This window comes from Paenibacillus sp. BSR1-1 (assembly GCF_030403775.1).
Taxonomy (GTDB): Bacteria; Bacillota; Bacilli; order Bacillales; family Cytobacillaceae; genus Neobacillus.
Genome location: NZ_JAQMWQ010000002.1, coordinates 225,932 through 248,302, shown reverse-complemented (window position 1 = coordinate 248,302; position 22,371 = coordinate 225,932). Strand labels below are relative to the sequence as shown.

General features: G+C 38.2%; 26 protein-coding genes and 1 riboswitch. Of the genes, 3 read left to right on the top strand and 23 right to left on the bottom strand.

Going from position 1 to position 22,371, the window contains the following annotated elements:
* Positions 1–36: 36 nt before the first annotated feature.
* The 4 genes from PH210_RS04460 to PH210_RS04445 all read right to left on the bottom strand — a co-directional run bounded on the left by PH210_RS04460 (position 37) and on the right by PH210_RS04445 (position 3,847).
* A complete protein-coding gene (locus PH210_RS04460) occupies positions 37–1,416 on the bottom strand; it encodes an MFS transporter (RefSeq protein ID WP_289983379.1) in 1,380 nt (459 codons plus the stop codon).
* Positions 1,417–1,453: 37 nt separating this feature from the next.
* On the bottom strand, positions 1,454–2,263 hold the full coding sequence (locus PH210_RS04455; protein ID WP_289983377.1) for an MBL fold metallo-hydrolase: 810 nt from the start codon (positions 2,261–2,263) through the stop codon (positions 1,454–1,456).
* Between the two features lie 19 nt (positions 2,264–2,282).
* Positions 2,283–2,717 (bottom strand): MarR family winged helix-turn-helix transcriptional regulator, encoded by a 435-nt coding sequence (locus tag PH210_RS04450; protein WP_289983376.1) that lies wholly within the window; start codon positions 2,715–2,717, stop codon positions 2,283–2,285.
* Between the two features lie 158 nt (positions 2,718–2,875).
* Complete coding sequence (locus PH210_RS04445) at positions 2,876–3,847, bottom strand: ABC transporter substrate-binding protein (protein ID WP_483312086.1); 972 nt, start codon at positions 3,845–3,847, stop codon at positions 2,876–2,878.
* Positions 3,848–4,126: 279 nt separating this feature from the next.
* Here PH210_RS04445 and PH210_RS04440 point away from each other — a divergent pair, with 279 nt between their 5' ends.
* Both PH210_RS04440 and PH210_RS04435 read left to right on the top strand, forming a co-directional pair.
* Positions 4,127–5,554: a Na+/H+ antiporter NhaC family protein gene (locus tag PH210_RS04440; RefSeq protein WP_289983374.1), complete on the top strand. Its 1,428-nt coding sequence runs from the start codon at positions 4,127–4,129 to the stop codon at positions 5,552–5,554.
* A gap of 79 nt (positions 5,555–5,633) precedes the next feature.
* Positions 5,634–6,215, top strand: a complete 582-nt coding sequence (locus PH210_RS04435) for a YhcN/YlaJ family sporulation lipoprotein (RefSeq protein ID WP_289983373.1) — start codon at positions 5,634–5,636, stop codon at positions 6,213–6,215.
* 234 nt (positions 6,216–6,449) lie between these two features.
* Here the strand turns inward: PH210_RS04435 and PH210_RS04430 are convergent, their stop codons facing one another.
* The 13 genes from PH210_RS04430 to PH210_RS04375 all read right to left on the bottom strand — a co-directional run bounded on the left by PH210_RS04430 (position 6,450) and on the right by PH210_RS04375 (position 16,302).
* Positions 6,450–6,851: a gamma-glutamylcyclotransferase family protein gene (locus tag PH210_RS04430; protein WP_289983372.1), complete on the bottom strand. Its 402-nt coding sequence runs from the start codon at positions 6,849–6,851 to the stop codon at positions 6,450–6,452.
* A gap of 15 nt (positions 6,852–6,866) precedes the next feature.
* Positions 6,867–7,352, bottom strand: a complete 486-nt coding sequence (locus tag PH210_RS04425) for a GNAT family N-acetyltransferase (RefSeq protein ID WP_289983369.1) — start codon at positions 7,350–7,352, stop codon at positions 6,867–6,869.
* Positions 7,353–7,464: 112 nt separating this feature from the next.
* Entirely contained in the window at positions 7,465–7,590 is a 126-nt protein-coding gene (locus PH210_RS04420; protein WP_289983367.1) for a hypothetical protein, read from the bottom strand.
* 251 nt (positions 7,591–7,841) lie between these two features.
* Positions 7,842–8,795: an ATP-grasp domain-containing protein gene (locus PH210_RS04415; RefSeq protein ID WP_289983365.1), complete on the bottom strand. Its 954-nt coding sequence runs from the start codon at positions 8,793–8,795 to the stop codon at positions 7,842–7,844.
* Between the two features lie 15 nt (positions 8,796–8,810).
* Positions 8,811–9,860 (bottom strand): LLM class flavin-dependent oxidoreductase, encoded by a 1,050-nt coding sequence (locus PH210_RS04410; protein ID WP_289983363.1) that lies wholly within the window; start codon positions 9,858–9,860, stop codon positions 8,811–8,813.
* A 109-nt stretch (positions 9,861–9,969) separates the two neighbouring features.
* A riboswitch (SAM riboswitch) is annotated at positions 9,970–10,073 on the bottom strand.
* 108 nt (positions 10,074–10,181) lie between these two features.
* Positions 10,182–10,577 (bottom strand): hypothetical protein, encoded by a 396-nt coding sequence (locus tag PH210_RS04405; RefSeq protein WP_289983359.1) that lies wholly within the window; start codon positions 10,575–10,577, stop codon positions 10,182–10,184.
* Positions 10,578–10,756: 179 nt separating this feature from the next.
* Positions 10,757–12,307 (bottom strand): acyl-CoA carboxylase subunit beta, encoded by a 1,551-nt coding sequence (locus PH210_RS04400; protein ID WP_289983357.1) that lies wholly within the window; start codon positions 12,305–12,307, stop codon positions 10,757–10,759.
* A 9-nt stretch (positions 12,308–12,316) separates the two neighbouring features.
* Positions 12,317–12,577 (bottom strand): P-loop NTPase family protein, encoded by a 261-nt coding sequence (locus tag PH210_RS29700; protein ID WP_354669961.1) that lies wholly within the window; start codon positions 12,575–12,577, stop codon positions 12,317–12,319.
* A 17-nt stretch (positions 12,578–12,594) separates the two neighbouring features.
* Positions 12,595–12,864 carry a hypothetical protein gene (locus tag PH210_RS04395; RefSeq protein WP_289983355.1) on the bottom strand — a complete coding sequence of 90 codons (270 nt, stop codon included), beginning with the start codon at positions 12,862–12,864 and terminating at the stop codon, positions 12,595–12,597.
* A gap of 34 nt (positions 12,865–12,898) precedes the next feature.
* Positions 12,899–13,423 carry an acetyl-CoA carboxylase biotin carboxyl carrier protein gene (gene accB, locus PH210_RS04390; RefSeq protein WP_289983353.1) on the bottom strand — a complete coding sequence of 175 codons (525 nt, stop codon included), beginning with the start codon at positions 13,421–13,423 and terminating at the stop codon, positions 12,899–12,901.
* A 17-nt stretch (positions 13,424–13,440) separates the two neighbouring features.
* Positions 13,441–14,793, bottom strand: coding sequence for an acetyl-CoA carboxylase biotin carboxylase subunit (accC, locus tag PH210_RS04385; RefSeq protein ID WP_289983352.1), 1,353 nt, complete (start codon positions 14,791–14,793; stop codon positions 13,441–13,443).
* Between the two features lie 15 nt (positions 14,794–14,808).
* Positions 14,809–15,282 carry an acetyl-CoA carboxylase biotin carboxyl carrier protein gene (locus PH210_RS04380; protein ID WP_289983350.1) on the bottom strand — a complete coding sequence of 158 codons (474 nt, stop codon included), beginning with the start codon at positions 15,280–15,282 and terminating at the stop codon, positions 14,809–14,811.
* A gap of 360 nt (positions 15,283–15,642) precedes the next feature.
* Positions 15,643–16,302: a TetR/AcrR family transcriptional regulator gene (locus tag PH210_RS04375; RefSeq protein WP_289983348.1), complete on the bottom strand. Its 660-nt coding sequence runs from the start codon at positions 16,300–16,302 to the stop codon at positions 15,643–15,645.
* A 408-nt stretch (positions 16,303–16,710) separates the two neighbouring features.
* On the opposite strand from PH210_RS04375, the gene PH210_RS04370 reads away from it, so the two are divergent.
* Positions 16,711–17,343 (top strand): MOSC domain-containing protein, encoded by a 633-nt coding sequence (locus PH210_RS04370; RefSeq protein ID WP_289983347.1) that lies wholly within the window; start codon positions 16,711–16,713, stop codon positions 17,341–17,343.
* Between the two features lie 126 nt (positions 17,344–17,469).
* Here the strand turns inward: PH210_RS04370 and PH210_RS04365 are convergent, their stop codons facing one another.
* From PH210_RS04365 to PH210_RS04340, 6 genes are all read right to left on the bottom strand, one after another.
* Positions 17,470–17,559 (bottom strand): YjcZ family sporulation protein, encoded by a 90-nt coding sequence (locus tag PH210_RS04365; RefSeq protein ID WP_289983345.1) that lies wholly within the window; start codon positions 17,557–17,559, stop codon positions 17,470–17,472.
* A 59-nt stretch (positions 17,560–17,618) separates the two neighbouring features.
* Positions 17,619–17,744, bottom strand: coding sequence for a YjcZ family sporulation protein (locus PH210_RS04360; protein WP_289983342.1), 126 nt, complete (start codon positions 17,742–17,744; stop codon positions 17,619–17,621).
* A gap of 350 nt (positions 17,745–18,094) precedes the next feature.
* On the bottom strand, positions 18,095–18,832 hold the full coding sequence (locus PH210_RS04355; RefSeq protein WP_289983340.1) for an esterase family protein: 738 nt from the start codon (positions 18,830–18,832) through the stop codon (positions 18,095–18,097).
* Positions 18,833–18,849: 17 nt separating this feature from the next.
* A complete protein-coding gene (locus PH210_RS04350) occupies positions 18,850–20,037 on the bottom strand; it encodes an ATP-grasp domain-containing protein (protein WP_289983339.1) in 1,188 nt (395 codons plus the stop codon).
* A gap of 154 nt (positions 20,038–20,191) precedes the next feature.
* Positions 20,192–21,022 carry an alpha/beta hydrolase gene (locus tag PH210_RS04345; protein ID WP_289983338.1) on the bottom strand — a complete coding sequence of 277 codons (831 nt, stop codon included), beginning with the start codon at positions 21,020–21,022 and terminating at the stop codon, positions 20,192–20,194.
* Between the two features lie 211 nt (positions 21,023–21,233).
* Complete coding sequence (locus PH210_RS04340) at positions 21,234–22,151, bottom strand: Gfo/Idh/MocA family protein (protein ID WP_289983337.1); 918 nt, start codon at positions 22,149–22,151, stop codon at positions 21,234–21,236.
* Between the last annotated feature and the right edge of the window lie 220 nt (positions 22,152–22,371).

Here is a 22,371-nt window from a genome sequence, read left to right as displayed (position 1 = left end):
TCTTCGCACCTACTATACAAAATCCGTTATTGGATTTCAATTTGGTACTTCCATTTCCCTCGAACGTGCTTTTCGGTAATATAATCCGTACATGAAAACAGACATCATGATAACAAATGAATAGCCAATATAAATATTCCGATAAATACTTTCCGAAGATAAACCTTCCTGAAGGGTTAATAATAAGCCAGAAACTGTCACTCCCAGCCCCGCTCCGAAAAATTGCATCGATTGGACGATGCCTATCCCAGACCCGATTTGAGTCAAGGGCAAGATTCTTGTGATCTCGTTCGAAATGCTTGATGAAATCGCTGTAAAGCCCACACTTGCGAACATATAGGTGAAAAGGATGAAATAAGGATTTAAGGTAGTTAACCACGCAAATAGGATAGTGGCAATTAATAAAAATAATTGCCCAAAAACAATAACCGGTGCATTGCCAAAGCGGTCAATTTTTCTACCAATAATTTGTCCAGCTATCACCGCCAAAATGGCTCCTGGAAAAATGATTATCCCTACCTCTGCTGGTGCTTTTTTGAATACAGTTGACAGAATAATGGGCATTAAAAACAGATTTGAAAAGTTTATGAAAAACGCTGAACAACTAATAAATAGAAGTTTTGTATATTGCTTATTTCTGAGGAGTATTGGTGGAATAAACGGCTCTTTAATCTTATTCATATATCTCCAACTTACTGCCAAAAGTACAACCGTACCTAATAAAAAACCATATGAAAGTGTGGAGAGAGAAAGTAACAGGCACGTAACACTAAGCCCCGTTAGAATGGCACCATATAGATCGAAATGTCCTTTTTTAATCATTTCCTTAGGCAATAACCTTTGGAAGAAAGGAAGAGATAGGATAGAAAATCCAGTGATTGCGAAAAGATAATTCCATCCTAAGTATTGAGTAATAACTCCTCCAATTACAGGTCCTAAACCAAATGCCAATGAAGCAGCAGACGCAATAATCGCCATTGCTTTTCCACGCCTTGATATTGGTATATAGCGCCCCGCCATGATCATGCTTAATCCCATCACGGCTCCTGCCCCTGCAGCTTGAAGAATTCGAGCTCCTAATAACAAAATAAAATGATTGGAAAAGAAACCAATGATCGAAGCTATTCCTAATATGCTAATTCCAAAGAGTAGAAGTCTTGAGAGAGGAATAAAATCCGATAGCCTGCCAAATGTCAACGTTGATATAGCAAACATGATTGAATAACCGGAAACAAGCCAAGATGCGGTGGATGAGTTTAAGGAAAATTCATGAAGGACCACTGGTAATGCAACATTAAACATAGTCGTATTCATTACTACCAGCAAGGTCGTAAAGCTCCAAATGAAAATGAGTTTATTCTCTTGAAAGGACACCTTCATTTCAGATTGAGTAGAATCAATTATAATGGAAGACATTTGTTCCCCGCCCTACTTTTATAATTTTATCATCATTCTAGTAAACTAAAGGTGCATTTGTAACAATGGAAGTAATAATATGCAAGGAGTCCCATTCTCCACCTGAAACTGCCACAATTGGGTACTTTTTCGGGAAAAGCGATTTATCGATTTCATTAATTGTAAATCCTTTTTCATGTAAAGATTTTACTTCACCGCAAAGGTTTTCAAGATTATTTAACTTTTGCTTCAGCATTTCTTTTCCGTCTTTAATGTACCCTGAATGGGAACAAAATAACGTTTCGAAATCATGCGATAACAGCATTCGAATGGAATTCATAATTAAACGGATTGATTCACTTTTCATAATGACCTTTGTTTTTGGTGAAACATATAAGTCTCCTGTAAATAACCTGCCTGTGTCTTCATGATAAAGCGAGATATGGTCATTTGCATGACCTGGAGTATAAATCACTTTCCAATCCTGACTTTTAGTTTGAATCGTTTCTCCTAGCGGCATGGCCGTAAACTCTTTTCGTATCCCCCAAGCCATCTGGCGATATTTAGGATACGGGCAGGGCTGCACACAAGTGCTAATTCCTTTTTCATGAATATAGATGGGCACATTTCGGTTTTCCTGGAACCATGAAGCTGTGCCTGTATGATCCTCATGACTATGAGTTAAAGTAACCAGGTCAATCGAATGGCTTTCATAAAATGGAATTAGATCAGATTCAAGGTGTTTGCACCCGGTATCAATTAACATACCGTCTACTAAAAATGCATAAACCGTTCTTCCTTTTTGTCCAGCACTTTCAAAACTCCCCTCAATACAAGTAACGTCCTCTTTTTCGAATACATTTAACATACGGCGACTCCCCCTTTCCTCAGACTCCCATATTCGTGTTGCTAATTCCTATTTTAAAAAGGACTTTCTTAAATTGCTGAATTTCCTCTACATCAAAATCGGACATCACTTCTTTATTCATTTCATCCATTTTTTCGCATAATGAAACCTCCATTGATTTCCCTTTTTCTGTAAGAAAAACCAGCTTGTTGCGGCGATCATTCGGATCCATTCGCCTTTCTATGAACCCGTTATGCTCCAACCGGTCGATTATTCCTGTAATCGTTGCACTGTCCATAAGAAGTTGTTCAGCTAAAGCATAACCAAATTGTCCATCCTTTTCCCAGAGCCGTCGAAGCAATGCAAATTGTACAGGTGTCACACCATAAGAGGCTAGCTTGGATTTACTCACTTGATTCACTCTTTGTAAAGCTTTTGCTAGTAAAAAATGAACACAGATATCGAATTTTTCCATAATTCTCCCTCTATTTATTTATTTAAATTTTCTGATTAATAAAAATATATCATGTTCAAGATGATTTGTATACAAGTAATTCGTGTGCAAGTGATTTGCGCAAACGAAACTCACACAGCAAAAAACCTGCTTGTTTAAGGCAGGTTTTTTTGCTGATATTATTCTCCCACTACTTTCGCGTTCTTTAGCATCTCTTCAGTTAAGGTAATTCCTTCTTCTTGAGCAGCTTTTTTATTGATGTACAACTGAAGGTTTTCTGGGAAGCCGACAGGAATTTCGCTTGGTTTTTTACCTTTTAGAATTTCCACAGCCATTTTTCCGGTTGTATAGCCAAGATCATGGTAGTCGAATCCATAAGATGCGAAGGTTCCCCGTTTTACAGAATCACCTTCACCGACAAAGGTCGGGATATTTTTGTCATTAGCTACTTTAATCACCGATTCCAGTGCAGCAACAACGGTATTATCCTTTGGAATGTATAATACGTCTGCACGCCCAACCATTGACTCGGCTGCCTGTTTTACTTCGGAACTGGCTGAGATAGTCGTTTCAACCGTCTCCAGCCCAGCTGCCTCAAGAGCGCTCTTAGCGTTTTTAACATTGACAACGGAGTTTGGTTCCCCGTTGTTATAAATGATGCCTACCTTCTTGGCATTAGGAATAAATTTTTTAATGGCATCAATTGTATTCTTTATCGCCTCAGGATGGGTATCCGATGTGCCGGTCACATTCCCGCCTGGCTTGTCCAAGCTTTGCACAAGCTGGGCTCCGACAGGATCCGTTATGGCAGTGAACAATATGGGAATATCTTTCGTAGCGTTGACCACTGCCTGAGCACTTGGTGTTGCAATTGCCAAAATTAGATCATCCTTGTCAGCAACCAAATTTTTGGCAATGGACATATTATTGTTCATGTCTCCTTGGGCATTTTGGTAATCAAGTTTCAAGTTCTTTCCTTCTACATAACCGGCATCCTTCAGTGCCGCAATAAAACCTTCTCGAGCCGCATCAAGGGACGGATGCTCGACAATTTGTGAAATCCCTATTTTTACAACTTTCTCGTTTTTCTCCTTTGCTTCTCCGCTAGTTTCCTTACTTCCCTCTCCACATGCGGTGAGTAACATTAACATTCCACACACCAAAAGGACTAGACTCTTTTTCACCTATAAATCCCCCTAAATTATGTATTCTTCTAATAAAAAAAGGTAAACCTCCTCATTCTAAAAATTTATAATATTCTGATTTTATCACGCATAATATTTCCGGGCAATAGTACCTTTCTATTATATGAGAATTTATTCTAGTACGTTTTACCTATATTCTGTTCCATAAATTTCTGGTTTTAATACTAAATTTCGGAAAATAATAAAAGAGGAGTAAAACAAGATCCACTGCTGGAGGAAGTAGATTTGGAACATACTTGGTTTTCCTTGATACCGTTTCTGATTGTCATTGGCATGTCTATTTGGATAAAAAACATCCTGCCTGGTCTGGTAGTCGGCCTTCTTGTTAGTTCCTTCCTTGTGTCTGGCCATTTTTTAGGGGGTGCTCATCAGGCCGTCACCTATATCGTGACAACCTTGTCTAATGTGACGAACATGAAAATTATCGGGTTTCTTTATTTATTTGGCGGCCTCGTAGGGATGATGAATATTTCCGGCGGGATAAAAGGTTTTTCCGAATGGATGGGAACAAAGATTAGAACGGAGCGGGGCCTGCTGGGGTTCATCTGGCTTACCCTCCCTTTTACCTTTATGATGCCAATGTTTCGAATCATGATGATTGGTCCAGTCGTCAAAGCTCTTGCGAAAAAAATAAACATTCCGAAGCAAAAGGTCGGACTGACAATGGATATTTCTACAGAATCCGTTATCGTCCTTTTACCTGTTGCCACTGCCTTTGTGGGATTCATGGTCTCATTAGTTGAGGGCAGCATTAGAGGACTTCACATCGGTCAATCAGCGTATCAGATTTTTTTGCTGAGTATTTTGTTTGATTTTTTTGCGATTACGATGCTTGTCATTGGACTCATTCAAACCCTTTGGTCTCCTTCTAGAAAATCACAGGATTCACACTTAAATAATGAGCAGGAACTACTAGAAGAAGAGCATGAATTTCACCGGATGGGCATTAAAAGAGAATTATCTCTAGTCCAATCACAGCCATGGAATTTGATTTTTCCTGTCTTTTTACTTTTAGGACTTTCCTTGTTTCTGCTATGGAAAGACGGCACTGCTAAAGGGGCCAAAACCGTTTTCGACGCCTTTTCGAAAGCTGATGCCACCTTCGTCATGCTTCTAGCCGTATTTATTACTCTAGTGTTATCCTTTGCTTTCTATATCTTAAGACGTCTTCCTTTAAATGAAATTTTGTACCATTTTTATGATGGCGGCAATCAAATGATGGAAGCCATCAGTATGCTTGTATTGATCTGGTCCTTGACACTTGCGGCCAATGAGCTTGGATTTTCTACCTTTATCAGTTCAACATTAGGTTCCTTTTTACCACCTTTTTTAACTCCAGCAACCATTTTTTTGCTAGGTTCACTTACAGGTTATTTTATTGGTTCATCATGGGGAACGTGGGGGCTGTTTATGCCATTAGGAATATCCTTGGCTTCGGCTACCGATGCTTCCATTCCGTTAACGGTCGGTGCAGTGTTTGCCAGTGGTGCATTTGGCGCTTTAGCATCCCCATTAGGCGATACGACGATTACAACAGCATCGATTCTCGATATGCCTCTTATCGATTATGCGCGGTATAAACTGAAGGTTTCTGCTTTGGGAGGAGTGATTGCTGTTGTGCTGTATCTTGTTTGTGGTTTCCTAATTTCTTGAAAATGGTTCTCCATAGATGAATTGTTCACCCTGAATAGCTCACACTACTTAGTAAAGGATAATTTAAGGAGTGAACTTCTTGAAGAAAATTAGTTTGGTTTCTGTCGTAATGGCTGCTGCTCTCTTAGGTTTAACCGGCTGTAATAATGATAAGGCATTAAATAGCAGAAACAATTTGGGAACAAACAATATTAACAATGGTTCCAACCAGAACTTGCGCGTTTCAGCACGCGCTAGTAATAATGTAGAAAGCATAAATGAAGTCGACCAGGCCCATGTCATCCTACGTAATAATGATGCCTATGTTGCTGTCAGTTTAAAAAATAATAATGGTACTACAGGAACTGGTATAATTGGCACTAATGATGGCACCGCCGGAACGAGAGATACCACAACAAATAATATAGATCGTACCAAGCTCGGAGGCCGCACGGTTGGATCTGGAGATAATACCAATTATAAAAAAGCGGCTTCTCCTCTTGATAAAAAAATAGAAAGACAAGTACGTGCTGCAGATCGTTCCATTGACAATGTGTATATTTCGTACGATACTGCATTCTTTGGCCAAATGACAAATTATACAAACGAATTACGCAATGGAACAAACAGAGACGGTGTTTATAACGATTTTACGAATACGATTAATGGGGTTTTTCGATAAAGCTGCCGAAATATTATTCGGCAGTTTCTCATTTTAGCTTTGCGGGCAATAAAATGTATTTTTTCATTTACCGTTGAACCTCTTTTTCTGGTTACTGGGGAAATGAAACACCTTTTCATTTACCGTGGACTCTCTTTTTCCGGCTTCTGGGACAATGAAACGCCTTTTCATTTACTATAGATACTCTTTTTTCGATATCCCCCGTAATGAAACGCATTGCTGGAAAAGCACTACTCACTGCAACGGTTTCAGGCGATATACACACCAATCCCCTTCTTTAATTTGCACTAAATATGGCTGCTGTCGGCCCTCAGGAAGAACATATACAAAAGCCTCATAGTCTCCACTTTCGGTATGTACTGATTGAACAACTCGATCATAATAATTGTCTTTCCCAGGACCATAGTATTCTTCGAGCAGGTCCAGGGCCTCAAGTTCATTGTCATTCACCTGATATAGTTCACCAAATACCCAGTCTTGGCTGGTCAGAACTAAATATGGATATCCGCTCCCAGAATCAAATAGGTCACCTTTTATCCAACATTTATCTGCCAGGCATTCAGCATTTTTAAGAAGATGATGATTCTGCTCATACCTTCTTAACGTCCCGTATACAAATACTAAATGCTTCTTCAAATTCAGCCCTCTCTTCTAACTAAAAAGATTTGACTTTTCCATTATAACTGTTTTAACTTCAAAGCCATTTGGATTTTTTACTATTCCCTCTTGGGTAATAACATAACCTATAGATTCATATAAACGTACATTATCGGATAAACTCGCCCTTACTTTACATACGGTCTTAGTTTTTCCTTGTTTATTTGCATAGGTTTCAAGCCACTTTAACATAGTCCTCGCAATACCCTTTCTTCTTGCAAATGGCGGAACCGATACCCTTGAAAAATATATAGAATCGTCTTGTAACATAAATCTTAAAGAACCGACAGGGACTTCGTCTAAAAAACATAAAATGAAACTCTCAGTACCATTTAGAAATGAGTTTCTAAGAATATCAATTGGTTCATTAACTGCACTAGAAGGGACATCAAGATCACGATACTCCTCAAAGGCTTCCTTCATCAGTTGATGGGCAATAACAATTTCATCCTCATTTCCTATTCTAATTTCAATCCCCATAATTAATGATTTTCCCCCTATTAATCTGTAACTCTTCCATCTGGTAAATATGTTCACAAAGAATATTGATTATAGGGACAGAATTACTGCCCCTTAAGCTTCCTGTTATTGGTTACTTATTATGACTATCAAGTGCTTTTAATGCTTTCTTTGCAAGTCCACTCTCTCCAGCAAATTCCACATCCGCTTTTGGCATAGCATTATTTAATTGCTTATTCTTATTTTTATTCTTCGCCATTTTTTACCCCCCTTTAATTTTGAGTTTCCCAAGGATAGCCTTAATTGGTATCCACAATTTTAGTTTGCTTTCTTTTTGATTTGCTATGCTAAAATGATGACTTAGTAAATCAACGATTAGTAAAACTGTTTTCTACGTATTCATAATTTTCTTTTTCATCTCCTTCTATTGGTAAATAAAATTCTACAAAACGTACTAAAAACCTTCGTCACCGGACGAAGGTTCAAGAAACTTGTACATACTGTTTTCAGTTAACTTGTTAAAAGGACGTATTTTTCTTCTAATGTCTTCTTTAAGAATAAAGCGACTTCGAGCATTCCGTATTTTCCAGCTTTTGCTTCTGCATCAGAATTATAGTTCGTGTTTGTATTAATATCGTAAGTAAAAATTTCGCCTTTAGCATTTTTGATGAACTCGATTCCAGCAACTTGAATATTATTACCTGCTAGTACCTGTTTATATTTTTCTAAAATTTCGTCCTCAAACCCTTCAATGATTTGGAACTTAGGCTTCTCTTCTACTTCTTCTCCAACCGGGCAGAATAAATCGCCAATTTGGCATGCATCCGCTGGGCAAAGTTCAAATCCTTCCGAAGTATCAACCTTAACGGCATAAACAAAGTTACCTCCTACAAACTCACAACGGGTTATGTAGCTTTCAGGAGATTGAATGTATTCTTGAATAAGGGTAATGCCATCGACCGGCTCTTCGAAATTCGGACCTTCTACATACGCTTTTAAAGCTTCTAGACTTTGGAATAATTGAACACCTAAGCCTTTTCCAGCACGGTTATGCTTTGTAATAAAGGGTTGTCCTGCAAATGCTTGGGCTGATTTTATAATGTTTTGTTTTCCAACCGCAGCAATCGTTTTTGGAGTCTTTACACCATACTTGTTTAACTCTAAATATTGTAAAACCTTGCTAACCTCTAGCTTTAGAGCGCTCGTTCCATTTAACACAGTACGTCCATGGGCTTCAAGCCATGCTAATACTTGTCCAGAAAATTCAGCTGCAAAACGATGATCACGTGTATGAGAAGATGCACTCATTCGGCTATAGAAGATTCCGTCTGGCGGCTCTTTTGATAAATCTAACGATCCTTCGTCCAAATGCCATTCCTCATAAGGAACACCAAGTTCTGCTAACCTGTTTGTTAAATGGACTGTCCACTCACTATTTTCATGTATCACATATACCTTGCTCATCTTTATATCCCCTCACTAGTTCTTTATTAAACTACGTTTTTGTTCAACTAATGGCATAACCTGCTTTGCAAAGCGTTCCATTTCCTCTAATTGAGGAGAAAATTGCAATATCAATAAGTCTAATCCAGCTTCCTCATATTGTAAAATTCGATCTGCAATTTGCTCAGGAGTCCCTATTAAGTTCGGTCGCAGACCACGATTGGATACAGAGTAATCCTGTAATTGGATTTGTTGCTCTAAGTGTGATTTAGTGGTGAAATCCTTAAAGCCAGCATATCCGCTAGTATCTTTCACAGTCGTGATTTTTTCAAGCTCAGCTAGAGCTTCTTCTTCTGAATCTCGGCAAATAACATAAGAAGCCATTCCGAAAGAACTAAAAGGCTTATTGCCAGTTTGTTCACGTCGTGCCTTCATATCTGCTATTTTTCGATCAATCTCTTCAACTGTCCCACCGTGCATAACATAAGCATCACATTTTTCTGCAATGGTTTGCTTGCCTTTTTCACTTTCACCGCCTGCATAAAGAATCGGATTTGGTCTTTGTACAGGTTTCGGTACAAGCTTGGTATCCTTTAAATCGTAAAATTGACCAGAATAATTGAAGGTTTCTTCTGTCCATAAACCTTTTAGTACATCAATAAACTCTTCAGTACGAGCGTAGCGCTCATCATGTTCTGTAAAAATACCTCCATATTGACGTGCTTCTTCTGCCCACCAAGAAGAAACAACGTTTAGAGTAAAACGGCCGTTACTGATTTGATCAATATTTGCTGCCATTTTTGCTGCTATAGCAGGATTATGAAAACCTGGTCGTATCGCAGTCATTATTTCAATTTTTTCCGTCACTGCCGCAAGTGCTGCTGCTGTAGACCAAGCTTCAAGAGAATCATGCTCCGGTCCTTTAATATCATTTAAATATAATTCAGCTATTAAAGTAGTCGAGTATCCCCACTTTTCAGCCGATTGAATGACTTTTTTAGCATATTCAAAGGTTGGCGGCATATTTTCATTCTCTACATTTCGTAGCCAGCCTCCAAAAATCGGTAACCAAAAACCAAATTTCATATGCATTCTCTCCTCTGCTATTCTAATTCTCTAGTTTTCCTATTATTTAAGTAGGATTTATCTATAAATTAAAAACTCTCCTCGTAAGAAGAGAGTTTTATTTACTCTCTTCTCATCTTTCAAGCGATGTGCTCGATGGAATTGGCACAGTATTCATAAGAACCTGCTGCCGAGGCTTCAAAGGGCCAGTCCCTCCACCTCTCTGGATAAGAAGAAAAAAGTACATTCAATTTTTAATTAACTAATGTGATAATAGTTCAAATTGTTCAAATTGTCAATAAAATATTTCTAAAACCGAAATAAAAACCTATAACGATTCCTTTATTTAGGTACTATTAACTTTCGTGTTTTGAAATCATATATTTTATAACTAATTTCAACCATATGGTCTTTTGGAACTGTCACTTTACAATAATATGGGATTGACTTTCCATATGCATCAAGTGCAGGAATATCTTTGAAACTAAAAATTTCATCTGTATCAAGCATTTTAAAGTCCGCTTCAGAAGAACGGCCTGATGAATCAATTTCGATCACACATTTCCCACTGACGACATCATATTCCTTTAGTACAACATATTTTAGGCTTGGGAGAGTAACAACTAAAAGTAAAACACTAATGAAAAAGGTTCCAAAGATTTTCCCTATATTTAATAAACGAAAGTCATTAGTACCGTACATAGCAAAAAAGGCAAATATTGAGCCTATTACAAACAAGCCCCCAAGTATAAGCATTAAATAACACAAGAACATTCGTTCGTTTTTCCAACAACAACTAAATTTAATACAATATTACCTCATCTACCACTATACAGCCTATTCCAAACAAAAAAGCGACTGCTCCTTTGAACAATCGCCCCATTACTTTAAATTCAATTTATCATAATTATGGTAGCTTACAACGGAATATTCCCATGCTTCTTCGCCGGCCTTGTTTCTTTCTTTGTCCGGAGCATTTCCAGCGACTCTTTGAGTTTCTTGCGTGTTTCACGCGGATCAATGACATCATCAACCATACCACGGGAGGCTGCGACATATGGATTCGAAAACTTTTCACGGTATTCAGCAATCTTTTGCGCCCTGGTTGCAACAGGGTCTTCACTTTGTTCAATCTCTTTTGCAAAGATAATATTGGCAGCACCCTCCGGTCCCATCACAGCAACCTCCGCATTCGGCCATGCGTAAACCATATCCGCTCCAATCGCTTTCGAGTTCAAAGCAACATAAGCACCGCCAAAAGCCTTTCTTAGAATAACTGTAATCTTCGGAACGGTCGCTTCCGAGTAAGCGTAAAGAATTTTAGCTCCGTGACGGATAATCCCGCCATGCTCCTGATTGATCCCGGGGAAAAAACCCGTTACATCTTCAAATGTGATTAACGGAATATTAAAAGAATCGCAAAAGCGGATAAACCTGGACAGTTTATCAGAAGAGTTAATATCCAAGCCGCCTGCCATCACTTTCGGCTGATTGGCTATAATTCCTACACTATGGCCATCAATTCGTCCGAAACCAACGACGATATTTTTCGCAAAGTTTGCTTGGACTTGGAAAAAGTCACTATGATCTACTACCTGCTCAATCACCTTGATGACATCGTAAACCTTGGTCCCTTCAATCGGAACAAGATCGATCAATTCATCGTTCCAGCCGTCGTCTATTGCTGCCTCGATCACTGGCGGTTTTTCCATGTTATTTTGCGGCAAATAGCTCATTAATTTCCTAACCTGATCTAATACCTCTGGTTCAGACTCTGCTGTGAAATGGGCAACTCCGCTTATACTAGAATGAACCTTAGCACCACCAAGATTCTCAGCCGAAATTTTTTCACCGGTTACTGCTTCAATTACCTTGGGACCGGTAATGAACATCTTACTCGTCGTCTCCACCATAAAGATAAAATCTGTTATCGCCGGGGAATAGACAGCTCCGCCGGCACATGGGCCGAGAATGACTGATATTTGCGGAATCACCCCGGAATAAATAGAATTGCGATAAAAAATATCTCCGTAACCGTCAAGGGAGACAACTCCTTCTTGTATCCGGGCACCTCCAGAGTCGTTCAAACCAATTACTGGTGCACCGTTTTTGGCTGCCAGGTCCATAATTCGAGCGATTTTAAGTGCATGCATTTCACCAAGTGCACCGCCGAATACGGTGAAATCCTGGGAAAACACATATACAAAACGGCCATTAATTTTGCCATAGCCAGTGACAACCCCTTCCCCTGGGGCTTCAATTTTATCCATACCGAAGTTCGTTGCACGGTGTTGGATAAATGGATTTAATTCAACAAATGTCTCCTCATCCAGCAGAAGGTCAATCCGTTCTCTAGCTGTCAGTTTGCCACTATTATGCTGAGCATCAATCCGGTCGTCCCCGCCTCCAAGTTCGACCTTACGCTTTCGATCCATTAGTTCATCTATCTTTTCATAAATGATACTCATACCTGCTTCTCACCTGACTTTCTTGTAATTTTCCATTGAACTGATTTCCTCAAACGTTTTTATTAATTGTTTTGCAGCTATTGTTGCTGATATTTCATCGTTTCCCAAAGCCTTTTCAATGGCAGGTATTTGTCTGTTCACTTCCGGGTGATTAAAAAAACTGGACCTTAAGTAATCCTCAACCATTGTATAAGTCCAATTGATTGTCTGTTTTAGGCGCCGCTTCTTGAAAACACCTGATTGAGATGTTCTGCTTTGGAATTCTTCAATGACCTCCCAAATTTCGGCTATCCCTTCACCTGATAGGGCAGAACATGTACATAGGGAGCAGACCCCGGTTTTGAAGACCGATAGGAAAGATTCCTAATATCCTCTTGAAAATACATAGGCTGCAGTTCAATACCCTCATAGGTTTGCGAGACAAGTTTCTCCTCAAATGAAGCGCCTTTTAATGACTTCTCTGCCGCTTGCCGCCACTCTAGATAGGAGGTTGCCGGAAACTCGCTGAAAAGCTGATGTTGTTCATTTAACTCTTGCTTTTGAATAATTTTAGACATTCATTATTCCCCCGCTTTTTTCAAAGACTCCAGACTATTCCATTCTTACCAGGAAGAGAGGCTGGCCATGCTCTACTAATTGGCCATTCTTAACAAGGACTTCAACAATCTCCCCATTAACTTCTGCTTCGATTTCATTAAATAATTTCATTGCTTCAAGTATACAAACAATGGTGGATTTCCCAACTTTATCGCCAATTTTTACAAACGGATCTGCATCTTCACCCGGGGCTTGATAGAATGTTCCCACCATTGGTGAAATAATTTTATAAATACTTGGATCATTTGCATCGATTGATTTTTTGCCCGCTTCTTGGACTGGTTCCGATTGGACAACAGGTTTTGGGATCTCCTTTTTCACCGGAACAGGGGCTTCTTTGACAGCTAAAGACACAACCGGAGCTTTTGGAGGTTCGATCCTCACATAACTGTCTAGTGCGTTTTCCTGTTTCCTTAAAGAAATCTTTGAGCCTGCATCCTCCAAATCCAATTCCATTTCCTGAAGCGATGACTCTTCAAAAAGCTTGATCATTTCCCTAATTTCATGCATTTTCCACATTTCCATTCTCCCCTTTTTTAGTCTTCAATTTTGATAGAGTACAATTCTAAAAATTTCGTATTGAATTCACCTTTCACAAAAGCTTCATGCTCTAATAATTCAAGATGAAAAGGGATTGTCGTTTTAATTCCGCTAATTACAAATTCGGATAACGCGCGTTTCATCCGTTCAATTGCCTCATTTCGGTCTTTCCCCCACGTAATAATTTTTGCCACCATTGAATCATAAAATGGAGAAATCTGATAACCGGGATATACTGCGCTATCCACTCTTACCCCATAACCACCCGGCGGAAGGTACATTTCAACCTTGCCCGGTGATGGCATAAAATTCTTAGCTGGGTTTTCCGCATTAATCCGGCATTCGATTGCCCATCCGTTTATCTTTATATCACTTTGCTTGAATGATAGAGGATAACCCGCGGCTACTGAAATCTGTTCCTTAATCAGATCGAATCCGGTAATCATTTCCGTTACAGGATGCTCGACTTGAATGCGGGTATTCATTTCCATAAAATAGAATTGTCCGTGTTTATCCAATAGGAATTCAACGGTCCCTGCACCGTGATATTGAACTGACTTTGCTGCTGCTACTGCAGCATTGCCCATCCGTTCCCGGAGCTCTTGATTAAGTGCCGGTGATGGCGCTTCTTCTACCAGTTTTTGATGACGGCGCTGGATGGAGCAATCGCGTTCGCCTAGGTAAACCACATTCCCTTTTTTATCCGCCATAATCTGTATTTCTACATGACGCGGTTCCTCTAAATATTTCTCTAAATAGACTCCAGGATTACCAAAAGCCGTTTCAGCCTCTTTTTGCGCTTGCCGGATTGCCTTTCTTAGCTCCAACTCATCGTTAGCTACCCGCATTCCCTTTCCGCCGCCTCCAGCTGTGGCTTTCACGATAACAGGATAGCCGATCGTATCTGCTACCTTAACCGCATTTTCCAGGTCCTCGACTAAACCTTCTGTTCCAGGAACCGTAGGCACGCCCGCACGCTTCATCGTTTCTCTTGCAACCGATTTGGCTCCCATATTTTTGATTGCAAAAGGCTCAGGACCAATGAAGGTAATCTTGGACTCCGAACAAAGCTCTGCAAAATCTGCATTTTCCGCTAAAAAACCATATCCAGGGTGAATCGCGTCGGCCTTAGAAAGGATGGCAGCGCTGATCAAATTTGTCATATTTAAGTAGCTGTCTTTCGATGTTGTCGGCCCGATGCAATAGGCTTCATCCGCCATTTTTACATGCAGGGCCTCTTTATCTGCCTCCGAATAGACTGCAACCGTTTGAATTCCCATCTCCTTGCAGGCTCGAATCACTCGAACCGCAATTTCCCCTCGATTGGCAATAAGTACTTTTTTAAACATCAATTTGTCCTCCCCTTATTCTGGCTTAACGATAAGTAACGGCTCCCCGTAATCCACCACTTGACCTTCTTTTACGAGAACCTCAACGACAATGCCATTTATATTTGACGTTATATCTTGGAATAGCTTTAATTCTTCCACCTTACAGCTGCCGACAACACTGTTAGATTGAATCTTGTCTCCAGCCTTAATCGGTTCGATTCCGGTAAATGAAAACACTCCTATACAAGACGATACAATCGTGTGCAATGAATAATCTTTTTCTTCCTCTTTTACCGCTGGCTCAGCGGGCATGCGAGGAGGATCTGCATTTTCTACAGCAACTGCAGCTTCATTTAGTGCCGTTTGTACCTCCTGAAGATATTCAGTTACTTTAGGAAGAGGCTTCCTCATCAGAATCCTTACTCCCCCATTCATTAAGGTGAGTTCCTGAATGGAGGATCGATCGATTAATTTAATCATTTCTCTTAGCTCAAGCATTTTCACCATTGATTTACACTCCTTTAAAAATTGGCTTCAAATTCCCTGAAATTGGTTTTAATAGACTCTGTTTCTGTCAATCAATTAAATTGTCTTTATGTTTAATACATTCATTTTTTCTCAAACCGACTAGTTGGTCTCTGTACTTTACAACACAGCTTCTCTTATAGGAATTTTAAACTTGAACAAAGTATACAGACGGACTAGTTAGTCTGTCGAGTATAAAAAAAGAAGCCCAGGACCGACTAGTTGGTTTCTATTTTCAAATATTCTGAATAAAAAGTCAATACCTCTTTTAAAAAAAAGACGGACTAGTTGGTCTGCCTAAAACACACATAATTGCATATTTTAGACAAACCAACGTTTTCACTAAAAAAATTTGTCATCTAAACGAAGGTTTTCAGGATAAGAGTTTAGAAAGTATTTAGAAAATTGAGGGTTCTCGCTCGCAGTTTTTGTTAAGATTGAATGTAGTATAATATCCGAATACATAGTAGCAATTTCCTCTATTGTGTAACGTCCATTTTTTTGATACCACTTATAAATCCAGTTGATCATTCCAAAGATTGCCATAGAAATGATTGGTACCGGTAGTTCTTTACGAAACTCCCCACACTCGATACCATCTTGAATAACTTGAAACATTAAATTTTTATACTGATCTCTTTTAATCTCAATTTTATTAAAGTATTCCGGAGGCAGATACGAACTTTCTTGATAGAAGATAGTCACTTCATTTTTGTACAGATCAATCATCGTAACAAAGGATTTAATGATATTATGAAGCCTCTCTGTTGGTGTATTCCACTGTTCGTAAGCAGCCTGCCCCTTTTCCAATACGTAGGTAATAAATTTATCATGGATAATATACAACAGCTCATCCTTTGACTTAAAATTATGATAAAACCCGCCTTTTGAGGTACCGCACTCTTTTACAATCATATCAACCGTGACTCTGTGAAAGCCGTGTGCTTCAAACAATTGAAGCGATGTTTCGATAATTCGTTCTCTTAAAGTCTTTTTCGTCATTCCTCTTCACCCTATTTTATTTTACCATTCCTCTTCGTAATTAAAAACTAACTCAATTCAAAATTTCATGTATCAACAAAAATATTAGCAAGGATAGAAAATCATACAATTTTTCACCTTAACAAAAACTAGTTCCTTAATTTATACTTCATATCAATCTTTACTTCCCTTCTACCACCTTTGGTACCACTTTCCCTTAGAAAGCTTTAAAGTTATAGTTTCCAGCAAGTCTAAAATTTAACTCTATTATGGTACATCCAAAGGAAAATTATTAATGAACATATTATAAAACCTTTTCCTGTCCCAAATGTTTTTTTTAAATTGTACCTTTTCAAGTGACACCCAGAATAATACAATTTATATTAGCCTATTGATTTTGGAGTTTTGAAGAAGTGAGGTAAATTCAAATTGGATAGAAAAATTATTAATTTAGCTGTTGGAAAACCAAAGGGATATAATTGGAACAATAAAATAGAACTTTCTGGAATAGGAAAATCGGCTGTACAAGCCTTTGAGGTGAAAAAACCTGGTATTGTTGGTGATGATGTTGCAAATCACCAATTTCACGGGGGACCAGACCGTGCAGTATGTTTGTATCCATTTGAATATTACTCTTATTGGGAAGAGGTATTTCAAAAAAAGCTTATACTTCCTGCTTTTGGAGAAAATATTACGGCAACTGGGATGACGGAAGAACAGGTTTGTATTGGTGACATTTATAAAATAGGGGGTACTATTCTTCAAATAACACAAGGGAGGGTACCTTGTGCAACTATCTCCAATTATAACGAAGAAAAACAACTTTTAAAGAAAGTGGTTGAAACGACTCTAACGGGCTACTTTTTTCGGGTATTGGAAGAGGGGTCCATTAAGTTCGATTCGGAAATAAATCTTGTGGAAAAACACTCAAAAGAAATATCCGTTTCTTTTGCTACACAAATTCTTTTTCATCAAAAACAAGATAAAGCATCAATTGAAAAAATATTGACAGTTGATGCTCTTGCAGAGGACTGGAGGAATAGATTTTTAAAATTGCTATGATTCCCTCCTCGAAAACGGTGGATAACGCTAAAACCTAGCCAATAAAGCTAGGTTTTAATTTTTTTATTTGTTTGTCAACAGCCCTATAAGAGGGCCTTTTTCTTGGTTGATTTCTCTTATTCCAAATTAATAGCACATAAATGATGCACCAATAATGATAAGAAGAATGAACAGTACTACGATTAACGCGAAACCACTCCCATGCCCAACGCTCATTTTATAACACCTCCAGCATAATGATTTTTCTTGCTAGAACGTGTATTGGTATTGGTTTATTAATAAGTCATAGATGCTCCGACAATAATTAAAAGGATGAACAATACTACGATTAAAACAAAAGAACTGCCTCCGTAAAGGCCGCCTCCGTAGCAATTACCGCCCCAGCCGTAACCATAGAACATAATACTCACCACCTTTTTGGATTAACCAAATGTGTATTATTTTCGTTAAGATAAGGTTAGCTTGGATTAGTATCAGTTAATAAGATAAAATAAGCAATTTGCCTATAAAAATAAGACATGTCAGCATTATACGCAAAAGCTCTTTAGGATGTTACAAGGAAATGACAAATATGCTGGTTGTCTCTGTTACCAATTACATACACTCAAAAATCTATAAAACAGAATAAAAAAATAGGAATGGTGTGATAGCTCCATTCCCATTTCTACAACAGCCCCATAATGGCAACTTGATTACCTAGAAATCAAAAAACACCAGCGACTCAACCGTGCTGATGTTTTTTGACATTTTATTAAAGTAATTTCCCTAAATAATACGGCATTTGGCGTCGCCACCAAATCCAATCATGCGAAACATCTTCGCCCCACTCATCAAACAACGCTGGAATTTGTTTTTCTTCAAAGGCTTCTTTTAATGTAAAGTATGAAGGCAGCCCATCCTGTTCCCAATCACCCAGCCCGGTACAAATAATGATATCTGCTGAACGATATCGATCAATAAACCAGCCGTCATTTTGATTCCATATGTAATCTTTCGGAGAATTTTCGTAAACAAGAGGATCATTTCCGTAATCTCCAAAAAAGTAACGCGCATCGTAAATACCGCTAAGTGCAACGGTTGTTTGGAAGACATCCGGATGTCTCAGGAAAAAATTCAACGCATGATATGCCCCCATACTACACCCCGTTGTCATCATTGGATCAAACCAACCTGTTTTATGCTTAATAAAAGGAATAGCTTCTGAAATCACATAACGGTCATATGCCGCGTGGGCTAATGCACGGTCATGCGCCGGTTTTGAGTCGTGCAGCCAGCTTTCGCTATCTATACTAGCTAATGTAAAAAACTGAACTTTTCCGGATTCAATAAATTCATGACACGCATCAATCATTCCAAAATCATAGTATTCAGTATGCGTCCCTCCAGATGAAGGAAAAACTACGATAGGCATTCCACTGTGTCCATATCTGTTCAACAGCATTTCACGTCCTAATTCGCCACTCCAATGATTTAACTGTTCTATATGCATAAAAAAATCTCCTATCCTTATACGTTTACAATGCTGCAATTTTTTCGTTCATGTACAAAACGGATAATCTCATCCACTTCTTCTTGTGAATCTGCATTAATCGCATAAAATTGATTTCCTTGGAGTTCCGCAAACGCATCTGGCATGCGCTGTTCAAACTTCACACGGTCGCCAAATCGTTCAGTAATAGCATTCGTATCATGTTTATATTCATAGGCATCACGCTGTGTTATACCAACACAAAACTGATTTTCGGCATCGGGCTCCTTAAATTCTCCTCCTGTCACAAGAGAAGCATACTGAGCAAATAAATCAATGGAATACGCGAAATTGTACATATCAACCGTGTAGCCGCCAGCCAATCGGTTATTATATTCTAGTGCAACATAATCCCCATCTTCTAATTTAAAAAACTCAATATGGAAAAAGCGTTCTTTCATGCCAAAAGCTTTCACAATCGCCTTTCCATAAGTTTCGAGCTTTGGATCAATTTCTTTTTGAATCACATAAGCTAAGTCCAATTGACCCTTAACGAGTTCCAGAGTTGGCACATTATATGTAAAACTTGTTTGGAAAACAATATTCCCTTTCTGATCCACTAAACCATCAAATGTACAAAGCACGCCTCCTTCGACATATGGTTCTAAGAAGTACACCTGTGCTTCTCCCCATTCTTCTTCAAAATGACGTACATCCTCTTCTGAACTTAATTTAAAAGTTGCAGCTGATCCAACTCCATTATCCGGTTTAGCGATAACTGGCAGTCCTAATTCATCAATGGCTTTAGCTAACTCCTTTTTATTTTTAACGACTCTTCCTTCTACAACAGGCACTCCTGCTTTTTTAAACAGCTTCTTCATTTCAGATTTATACTTAACTTTTTTCAAATCATTCGTTTTATTGCCGTACACGTTAAATTGCTCACGTATCTGCGCATCAAGTTCTAACCAGTATTCGTTATTGGATTCAATGCGGTCAATTGGACCATGTTTATAAAATAAAAATGCAACAGCACGTTTCACTTCATCTACATCTTCTAAATTAGTCACACGATAATATTCTGTTAAAGAGTTTTGTAATTTGGAGCCTAATTGGTCATATGGCTCTTCGCCAATTCCTAAAACATTGACACCTGCGTCTTTTAAACGATGAGCAAATGACTGAAAATTACTTGGATAATATGGTGATATCAAAATATAATTCATAAAAAAGCTCCTCTCTCAGAATCATAAATTCATTATTTTCACAACTAACGTACAATTATTTCAATTTGAAATCAATCTAAATTTCCAAAAATATTAAAAATGTGATAGATTTCTCCCATGATCTAATTCACTCAAATATAATTATTCAGTTCATTCAAGACCACTTCTCACTTAAGAAACGTAAACATTCTGGCAAGTGTTTTGCCCAAGCTTTTTCATTATGTTCTTCATCCGCAAAAATATTTAAACGAATGCTATCAATTGGGACAGAACCTTTTATCAGTTGTTTATAATACTTAAGAGAGCAATCGATATATGCCTGTTTCATATTACCGTACATCAATTGACGATCGGCATCATCGCCTTCCTGAGTCCCAACTTGAATGTACACGCGCTGTTCAGGATCCAACTCTTTTCTATCAATATAACTGTCAAAGGCTTTACTTGTAATCCAATTGGCTAAAGAGTAAATGCCTAAACCACCAATTTGATCTTTATATTCAATACCCATAAAAGCGGAAATATTTCCTCCTAGTGAACTGCCAATCATCGCTGTATGATATTTATCCGATTTAGTTCGGTAATGCATATCGATAAACGGCTTCACGACCGTCATGACAAACTCAGCATACACTGCGCCTCTTCCGCCTAGTTCAATATCTTCAGGAAGTGGGCTTTCAGTGATTTTCCAAGGCGTATATTCATTAATTCGATCTTGTCCAGCGTTATCTATCCCAACAACAATCATCTTCGGTAAATCGGGGTTTTGTTTAATTGCCGGAATAACTTTCCATGAATACCCGCTATAAGATTCACTACTGTAAAAAACATTTTGTCCATCATGCATATAGACAACTGGATAATTTTCAGCCTCATCTTTATCATAATTTTTCGGCAATAAAACACGCACGCGACGTACTTCATTTTTATAAGACATATGTAATTGATGTGTTTCTAGTTTTAAATAAAAATAGGATTGATTCATTTTACCTTCCTCGCTCCCTTGATATTACATTAAATATACTGAATAAATCTAATGTTCACAATAAAAATATTATTCGATGCATAGGCAGATGGAAGTACGTTAGCTCCTCGATCAATAAATCAACATCTTAAGGAGCTATTTTGCACTTTAAGTATATATAATAAAACCCCATTTCTCAGTATTAAAATTGAGAAATGGGGTTTTATCGATACTATTTTTGTTTTAGTAATTGATCTACAATTAATTGAGACTTTAAGCCTTCTAATCCATCAACAAATGGTTGCGTATCATTTTGAATACAAAACATAAAATGCTGTACAGCATCTTCAAAGCCTCGTTGTTTTAAAATTGTTTCCCATGATGCAGAATATGTGGTAGTAACCGCATTTTCTTCTTCTATTTCAGTTGTATTCATGTTTTTCACACGAATAATTGCTCCATCTGCTACCAGTTCTAGCTGTTCTAAATTCGTCCCTGCTTTTCTATGCATGGCTGTGGTAATAGATTTACTTTGAGAAGATTCATACATATGCTGTGCATATAAAAGCTGATTTTCTTCGTTCGTATGAATTTTTCCAAACTGTACATTAAGACTTCCTTCCCCCAGCCAACGCGCTGTATCAACTAAGTGAAGGTAATCATCTAACATTGTGAACTCATAAGAATAAGGTCCTATACTGTCCGTTCTGTGCTTTTCAAAACGCAGCCAGGCTATATTATTCGCTTTTTCCTTTACTTTCACATACATTGGGGCAAAACGGCGATTAAAACCAACCATTAGTTTTCTTTTCATCTTCTCACTTAATTCGACTAATTTTTCTGCATCTGAGATGGAAGCTGCCAACGGTTTATCTACATATACATCTATCCCTTTATGAAGTAGTTCCGAAACCACTTCATAATGAGATTCAGTAGAGCTATGTACAAACACTGCATCACACTCTAGAGCCAATGCTGGTAAACTACCAAAATCTTGTATACGATACCGATTGCAGATTACCTTTCTTTTCTCTCTATTGGGAGAAAATGCACCTGCAAATGTCCAATCCATTTCTTTTGAAAGAATAGGCAAATATGCTTTCTGAGCGATACCACCCAGTCCTACCATACCAATTCTAGGTTTCAACAAATAAATCATCCTTTATCCTATATAGATTTTGGTTCCAAGGACTATTTTACAACTACTTTCTATATTCTCCTAAAAAATAATTCAACACAAATATTGCATATATTTACGAAACTTATGCTAGGCCTGAGTAAAGGCAATTCGAATTAATACCATACTCCATTAATAATCAGAATGAGTCCAAGTCCCTATCAATATATATTCATCAAGAGCGAAAACTGAA